This window comes from Pseudoalteromonas sp. TB25 (assembly GCF_000497995.1).
Classification (GTDB): Bacteria; Pseudomonadota; Gammaproteobacteria; order Enterobacterales; family Alteromonadaceae; genus Pseudoalteromonas; species Pseudoalteromonas distincta.
In genome coordinates this window covers 23,405-30,870 of the sequence record NZ_AUTI01000443.1, presented here as the reverse complement: position 1 = coordinate 30,870, position 7,466 = coordinate 23,405, and the positions used below count along the sequence as shown (strand labels likewise).

General features: G+C 38.2%; 8 protein-coding genes and 1 pseudogene. All 9 read right to left on the bottom strand.

What is annotated here, in order from left to right; translation table 11 throughout:
- A partial coding sequence (locus tag L652_RS0121625) for a diguanylate cyclase (protein WP_024603645.1) occupies window positions 1-1,592 on the bottom strand: 1,592 nt, incomplete at its 3' end.
- A pseudogene (locus L652_RS01000000124265) lies at window positions 1,592-2,375 on the bottom strand (TatD family hydrolase). The pseudogene L652_RS01000000124265 and the gene L652_RS0121625, both read right to left, overlap by 1 nt.
- A complete protein-coding gene (locus tag L652_RS0121615) occupies window positions 2,375-2,890 on the bottom strand; it encodes a hypothetical protein (RefSeq protein WP_004334960.1) in 516 nt (171 codons plus the stop codon). Before L652_RS0121615 ends, L652_RS01000000124265 begins: the two are co-directional and overlap by 1 nt.
- 1 nt (window position 2,891) lies before the next feature.
- Entirely contained in the window at window positions 2,892-3,632 is a 741-nt protein-coding gene (tatC, locus tag L652_RS0121610; RefSeq protein ID WP_004334958.1) for a twin-arginine translocase subunit TatC, read from the bottom strand.
- A gap of 48 nt (window positions 3,633-3,680) precedes the next feature.
- Window positions 3,681-4,013 carry a Sec-independent protein translocase protein TatB gene (gene tatB / locus L652_RS0121605; protein WP_024597077.1) on the bottom strand — a complete coding sequence of 111 codons (333 nt, stop codon included), beginning with the start codon at window positions 4,011-4,013 and terminating at the stop codon, window positions 3,681-3,683.
- A 5-nt stretch (window positions 4,014-4,018) separates the two neighbouring features.
- Window positions 4,019-4,267 (bottom strand): Sec-independent protein translocase subunit TatA, encoded by a 249-nt coding sequence (gene tatA, locus L652_RS0121600; RefSeq protein ID WP_004334954.1) that lies wholly within the window; start codon window positions 4,265-4,267, stop codon window positions 4,019-4,021.
- A gap of 80 nt (window positions 4,268-4,347) precedes the next feature.
- Window positions 4,348-5,949, bottom strand: a complete 1,602-nt coding sequence (gene ubiB / locus L652_RS0121595) for a ubiquinone biosynthesis regulatory protein kinase UbiB (protein ID WP_024597076.1) — start codon at window positions 5,947-5,949, stop codon at window positions 4,348-4,350.
- A gap of 9 nt (window positions 5,950-5,958) precedes the next feature.
- A complete protein-coding gene (locus L652_RS0121590) occupies window positions 5,959-6,642 on the bottom strand; it encodes an SCP2 sterol-binding domain-containing protein (protein WP_024597075.1) in 684 nt (227 codons plus the stop codon).
- Between the two features lie 11 nt (window positions 6,643-6,653).
- Entirely contained in the window at window positions 6,654-7,409 is a 756-nt protein-coding gene (ubiE, locus tag L652_RS0121585; RefSeq protein WP_024597074.1) for a bifunctional demethylmenaquinone methyltransferase/2-methoxy-6-polyprenyl-1,4-benzoquinol methylase UbiE, read from the bottom strand.
- Between the last annotated feature and the right edge of the window lie 57 nt (window positions 7,410-7,466).

Genomic DNA, 7,466 nt, shown 5'->3' with positions numbered 1-7,466 from the left:
CCGCCATAACGGGCAACTTCATCGAGTGGTCGTTTTAAATGGTCTTTTATAAGGTCAGACACTGCTTTAATAACTTGATCGCCAATGATATGGCCGTACGTGTCGTTGATATTTTTAAATCGATCTATATCAAGCATAACAATGCTAAGCGGCGTTTGTTCTCGACGAGAGCGACGAAGCTCCATTACCAGTTTTTTATCAAAAAAGCGTCTGTTTTTTATTCCAGTCAATGCGTCTTCAGTATTTAGTAACTCAAGTGAGCGGTTTTTTTCTTCAAGCTCTCTAAGCGTCACTTGTAATTCAAAGGTGCGCTCGTCCACCTGAGATTCAAGTTCTTGGCGAGTTTTTTCTTGTAATTTTAAGCGCTCTTTAAGTAGTGTATCTTGTGCTGTGTTTTCAGCAATCAAGGTTTGTTGAGCAATCACTTCTTCATCGCGTTGTAAAATAAATAACTTCATTACGCTGTAGCATAAGCAAAAAGTGCAGCCAAAAAAGCATGCAAATACAAATGCGAGCGTACTTCTGTCAAAGGCGTATAGGCCCATTACTGCAACAGTAAAATAAAGCATTACCACCAAGAAAAAAACCAATACAAGTAATAGTGCTTTGTTTGGTTTAGAAGGCGTTAAACGCACGCACATAAACGTAGTTACAATATAAAAGCCTAAAACGATTGGAGTAGTGATTAAACAAAATAATGTAACTATGTTGTTTGGAAGTAGCCAAATAAATAATAACGAAATGGCTAAAGCGTTAACTACAACTTTTTGAATAGTTAGCAGAAGAGAGGGCCTGGGATGGCAAACTTGCTTCTGCAAAGGCAAAAACAATAAAGTGATAAGCATAAGTAATATAGGGGTCATAACTTGCTGTAATGCAGGCAAATTAGGATGAACGTACCTTAAGCCAAAACCACAAAGGTAGGCTAATACACTACCTAATGTGAGAGATATAACCCCAGCATAAACAAAATAACCTTTACGTGAAAAACCATATAAAACTATGCAACTCACACCCAAAGAAAATATAAAACCAATCAATAAGCCATAGAGTAAATTGATTTTTCCTTTGTGTGCCAAATAAGCTTCTGGTTGCCACAGTGTTAAAGGGACTCGCAAGCCTGAACTATTCGCCACTTTCATTATAATAAGCGTTTCGCTATTTGCAGGGCTGAGCAGTTTAACTAATAAAGATTCACTTTTAATTGTGCGCTTATATAAGGGGTAGGCACCACCAATTTGAGTATAAGAAAGTAATTGCGAGTTATGTAATTGATATACTTGAACGTCGTTTAGCAAAGGATTGTTTAGTGACAATATTTGCTCAGTATTATAACTAAGTGTATTTTTTATTTTAAATTTTATCCATACAGGACGCTGCTCTAGTCCTAAATTAAGGGGTTTTGCTGTGTTTTTTTGCCACTGTATATGGCTACTTTGTTGTGCACTTAATAGCGACGTTGGTTCAAAAGAGTAATACAGGTTATTAATGTTTTGAGAGTTAAAATCGTGTTTTATTATTACTGGGTTTGCGAAACAGCAAAAAGTGCAAAGGAATACTAATAGGCTTAAAAGTGCCTTTGCATAGGCCATTAACGATCTTCTAAACCAAAAACACGGTGAAAGTTTTCTGTAGTTTTACGGGCCACAACTTCTTCATCTATTTGATAAAGTTGTGCAACCGTTTGACAGATATAAGGAAGCAGGGCAGGTTCATTTTTACGTGATTTAGGTTTTGGTTTAACTGTTCGTGGAATTAAAAATGGTGCATCAGTTTCTATTAATAATCGATCTAGAGGAATGCTAGGCACTAGCTGTTGTAAATCTTTTCCACGCCTTTCATCACATACCCAACCCGTTATACCAATATATAGACCTAAATCTAAATATTGCTTTAGAGCTGCTGAGTTACCCGTAAAGCAGTGGAGTACACCGCGAATACTAAACTCTTTTAAAATACTTAGCATGTCGTCACTTGCATCACGTTCATGCAAGTAAACAGGTAAATCTAATTTCTCTGCAAGTGCTAATTGGCGCCTAAAAACACTACGCTGTACATCGCGAGGCGAAAAGTCGCGGTTATAATCAAGGCCACATTCACCAATAGCAATAACATGCTTATTATTTGCAAGTACAGTTAGTTGTGCTTCTAGTTCATTAGTGGCTGATTTTGCATCATGTGGGTGGNCCCGCCGTAGAATACTGAAGATGCTTTGTTGCAAGTTCAAGTGATTGCTGACTGCTTGCAATATCACAACCAATAATAAGCATATTTGTAACACCCGCTTCATTGGCACGGGTAATTACATCGTGATGCTGCTCATCAAATTGATGATTAGTTAAGTTAACTCCAGCATCAATTAATGTATATGACATTACTTAGTACGTTTAACGCGAATAGAGCGGTTTTCACCGTCAATTTTAAGTAAAAATGAGTTAAAAACACCACGGCTAATTACAATCGTATCGTTCTTTTTCAAGCGCATGCTGTCAGAGCCAATTTGACGCCATTGTTGACCGTTATCTAGCGAAATAATTAACTCGCCGTAAGCAGCTTCTTCAACTGAAGCAACCATCGCTTTAATTTCAGCGTCTTTTTCTGTCTGTGATTTTTTGTACTCTAACCCAAATTCATCAGCTGTTGTTTTTACTTCTGTTGGTGTTGTGGCTACTGCCTGAGGCACATTATTAGCTGTTGGTGGTGTGAGCGTTTTTGTTACTGATGGCTTAACCAGTGACTTACCCGCGATGGTATTATCGTAACAAAGTAAGCGGTTAAAATCGTTTTCAATAAAGCTACATGCTTGTAACGCTTGAGTATTAAACTCTGTTTGCGCAGCAAAAGTCGGTGCGCTTAATAAAACCAATAGTGAGAGTAGTTGTTTTTTCATTTTATTCCTCAGATTCTTTTTGTGGTTTAGCGGTATAAAACTTTGCTAAAATTAGACCTAGCTCAAACAGAAGAAGCATCGGAAATGCTAACAATGTTTGTGATAATACATCAGGCGGTGTTAAAAACATCGCGACTACAAAAACACCCACTACGATATAAGGGCGCTTTTCTTTTAAGCTTTTTGTTGTTGTTGCACCACTCCAGCATAGCAACATAATAGCCACTGGAATTTCGAAAGCGACGCCAAATGCAAAAAACAACTTTAATACAAATCCTAGATAACTACTTATGTCAGGTGCAAGGGTCATCATTTCGGGACCGGTACTTGTAAAAAACCCTAAAATAATTGGCAGAACTACAAAGTAACAAAAGGCTATGCCGCCATAAAATAATATTATACTTGAGGCGAGAATAGGCATGAGCATTTTCTTTTCGTGCTGATATAAACCCGGCGCTATAAACCCCCAAACTTGATGCAATATCCATGGAATCGACGCAAATAAAGCGACAAATAAAGTAAGTTTGAAAGGTGCAAAAAAGGGAGCTGTTACATCGGTTGCAATCATGGTTGCCGTACTTGGCAAATGCGAGACTAACGGCTGTGCAACAAAAGCATAAATATCATTTGCAAAATATACTATGGCAATAAAAATAACAAAAATGCTTAGTAGCGCTTTTATTAGCCGATCACGCAACTCAATTAAATGAGCTACAAACCCTGATTTTACTTCCTCAGCCATTATTTTTTATACCATGTAGTAAGTTGACCACAAAGTGAGAAATAAATTTCACTTTTTCTCATCAAGTTGTTGGTTATTTGATGTATCAGATTGTTGTTTTTTGTAGCTGTGAGTAACTGATTCAGCCGCTTTTTGTAGCTCTGTTAGTGAGCTTTGTAACTCAGGGCTTAAATCTTTTAATTCTTGCTGTTCTGCTTTTTTAAGGTTTTCGTGCAGCTCATGGATGCGAAGCTCTTCACTTACTTCGGCTTTTACTGAGTTGGCAAGTGATTTAGCGGTTTTAACCCATTTACTCACTGTTCTAATCGCAACAGGTAAGCGCTCAGGGCCGAGCACCACTAAACCAACAATAAAAATAACAACAAGTTCCCACATGCCCATACTAATTAAACCTTATTGTTATCTTTGTTTTTTTCAGTATCGGTTGAGTTGTCAGCAGTGTTTTTTTCTGATTGTTGAATTTGCTCGGATTTCTCTTTCTCGCTCATTTGATCATCTGACATTGCTTTTTTGAAGCCCTTTACAGCGCCCCCAATATCGCCACCCATACCGCGTAGTTTTTTTGTGCCAAAAAGTAAAACTATGATCGCTAAAACAATTAATAATTGCCAAATACTAATACCACCAAAACCCATGGTTTTCTCCAATATATAAAACGGTTAAATGTTTATTTTAAATACTAATTATACGCTCACTAGCGCAAATAGCACCCAGTTTATGCGCTGCGCCATGCCGCTATAAAGCTAATAGCCGATAAGCTTATTGCAAGACTTGCAGCTATTAAATCGTGCTGTAAATAACAAAGTGTTGCCATAATCATTGTAGCACTACCAAATAAACTCAATATTAAAGGTTTATGAGATACCTTTTGTTCTTGCGGTTGAATGTGTGGTGCACGCTTTAAATTTTGGTAAATTAGATCCGGTAACTCGGGCATTTTTTCAGCCCAAAATGGCAAGTTAGCATACATTTGCTTCAGTACTGATAGCGGCCCAACTTGTTGCTTTACCCAGTCTTCTAAAAAGGGTTTAGCTGTTTTCCATAAGTCGAGTTGTGGGTATAGCTGACGCCCCAATCCTTCAACGTATAATAAAGTTTTTTGTAGTAATACTAATTGCGGCTGTACCTGCATGTTAAAACGACGTGCAGTATTAAATAGATTTACGAGTACGTGCCCAAATGAAATTTCAGCCAAAGGTTTATTAAATATAGGCTCGCAAACTGTGCGAATCGCAAATTCAAATTCTTCAATGCTAGTATCTGGTGGTACCCAACCAGAATCAACGTGTAGTTGTGCAACTTGGCGATAATCACGATTAAAAAAGGCGATAAAGTTTTCAGCTAAATAGCGTTTATCTTCTTTGCTTAACGTACCAACAATACCGCAATCAATACCGATATACATTGGGTTTTCAGGGTGCTCTCGAGAGACGAAAATATTACCCGGATGCATGTCGGCATGAAAAAAACTGTCTCTAAACACCTGCGTAAAAAACACTTCTACGCCACGCTCAGCAAGTAATTTCATATTAGTGTTTTGCGCCATAAGTGCATCGGTATCAGAGACGGGTATGCCGTAAATACGCTCCATCACCAGCACATTGCTACGGCTGTAATCACTGTAAACTGCAGGGATGTATAATGAATCAGAGCCTTCAAAATTGCGTTTTAGTTGAATGCCGTTGGCACCTTCTCGCATTAAGTCGAGCTCGTCTAGGAGTGTTTTCTTATATTCTTTAACTACTTCTACAGGACGCAGGCGTTTTGATTCGTTATGTACTTTTGCAAGTACCTTTGCGAGCTTTTCCATTAGCGCTAAATCGGCATTAATTTGCTCATAAATATTGGGTCTAATAACCTTAATTACGACATCTTGCTCAATACTCTGCTCATCAATAAGTTTTGCTGTATGTACTTGCGCTATAGATGCAGAGGCCAGTGGAGTTTGTGAAAACTCACTAAATAATTCACTTATATCGTTAATTTCGAGCGCTTTTTCTATTATTTTTTGTGCAAGTTCGCCTTCAAATGGTTGAACTTGATCTTGCAAAAACGCAAGCTCTAAAGCGATATCATGAGGGAGTAAATCACGACGAGTAGAGAGCATTTGACCAAATTTGATCCAAACAGGACCCAGCTCTTGCAATGCTAAACGTAAACGTAGCCCCGCAGGTTTTTCTTTGTGCTGATTACGCAGCCAAAATAAACTGCCACGGGCTATTTTACCAAACCAAGGCACTTTATGCTTTGGAATTAGCTCGTCTAGTCCATAGCTAAGTAACGTTTTGGTGATGTTATACAAACGTGCAGTCGACACAAAAAATCCTTAGCGGGTGTTTGAAGGTAAAAAAGAATTTAAGAGGGCGTTAATGCGTTGCTCAACGGCAGCGACTTGTCCTTTGAGTTCTCTATTTTTTTGTTTAAATTGCTCAAGTTCTAATGGATGAATAGTAATTGCGAGCTCATCTTGGCATAAACTTGTAAGCATGGTACTTATTTTAGTATTGGTTTTGCTGCTCTTTTGTTTTAGTTCTTTTAGGTGTAGATATAACTGCTGAGCGGGGGTATCGCCAATGTATTTAGAAAGTTGTTCAGGCCAATCAATATCAATACCTGAAAATGCATTGCTATAAGTTTGCGCAATATTTAAATCGCCTTGTAAGTCGAGCTTATCTTGGCGAATTAATTGGGTAAGCATTGCAGGGTTTTTGAGCGCTAAAAGTGTTTCTATATCTGCGCTGATCATACAATCTGCGTTTTCGTTACTTTGGGCACTGTATAAGTGTAATTGATCAGCACTATAAACGAGTTGGATGCTTTGTTGCCAATCTCTTATTTCAACCACTAAGCGCTTATGTTTAACGGCGTTTAGCTTTTGAGATAATTGTGGGTCAAGGCTAAGCGCTTGATTTAGTACACGCTCAATAAGCGAAAGTACAAAATTAGGTAACATAAAAAACTCAGATGACATTGCACCATTATTGCTTTTTGTTATTTTTTCAAGCGCCATAACTGCTAGCCTTAATATTTAAAACCACGATGCAGTGCAACAATTCCGCCTGTGAGGTTTTGGTATGTTGTTTGTTCAAAGCCCGCATCTTCCATCATCGCTTTTAATGTGTCTTGATCTGGATGCATACGAATAGACTCAGCTAAATACTTGTACGATTCACTGTCGTTAGCAACTAGCTTACCCATTGTTGGCAATAAATTAAATGAGTAAAAATCGTAAGCTTTACTAAGTACGTCATGCTCTGGTTTTGAAAACTCTAAAACAAGTAATCTGCCACCTGGCTTTAAAATACGGTACATAGAGCGTAATGCTTTGTCTTTATCGGTAACGTTACGTAAGCCAAAGGCAATAGTGATCACATCAAAGCTATTATCTGGAAATGGCAGCATTTCAGCATTCATTTGTACGTAGTCAATATTGCCTACTAAGCCAAGATTGTGTAGTTTTTCACGACCAACCTTAAGCATAGATGAATTTATATCGCCCAAAACAACTTGACCGGTCTCGCCAACTAGTTGACTAAATTTTGCCGTTAAGTCGCCAGTGCCGCCGGCTAAATCGAGTACATGATGGCCTTTACGAACACCTGAGCTTGCAATAGTTTGACGTTTCCATAAACGATGCACACCAAAAGACATTAAATCATTCATTACATCGTATTTTGCAGCTACTGAGTGAAATACATCAGCAACCATAGAAGCTTTATCGCCCTCGGCTACTGTTTTATAACCAAAATGCGTGGTCTTTTGTTCGGTTTCGTTCATGACTAATCTCTATCGTGACAATAGAGGTTAGTGTACTTTATTGTACGCAGTAGGTGC

What these genes read in the sequence shown, in the direction of transcription:
- L652_RS0121615 (WP_004334960.1), bottom strand. Translation starts at nt 2,890, where the DNA reads ATGAAAAAACAACTACTCTCACTATTGGTTTTATTAAGCGCACCGACT.
- tatC (WP_004334958.1), bottom strand. Translation starts at nt 3,632, where the DNA reads ATGGCTGAGGAAGTAAAATCAGGGTTTGTAGCTCATTTAATTGAGTTG.
- tatB (WP_024597077.1), bottom strand. Translation starts at nt 4,013, where the DNA reads ATGGGCATGTGGGAACTTGTTGTTATTTTTATTGTTGGTTTAGTGGTG.
- tatA (WP_004334954.1), bottom strand. Translation starts at nt 4,267, where the DNA reads ATGGGTTTTGGTGGTATTAGTATTTGGCAATTATTAATTGTTTTAGCG.
- L652_RS0121590 (WP_024597075.1), bottom strand. Translation starts at nt 6,642, where the DNA reads ATGGCGCTTGAAAAAATAACAAAAAGCAATAATGGTGCAATGTCATCT.
- ubiE (WP_024597074.1), bottom strand. Translation starts at nt 7,409, where the DNA reads ATGAACGAAACCGAACAAAAGACCACGCATTTTGGTTATAAAACAGTA.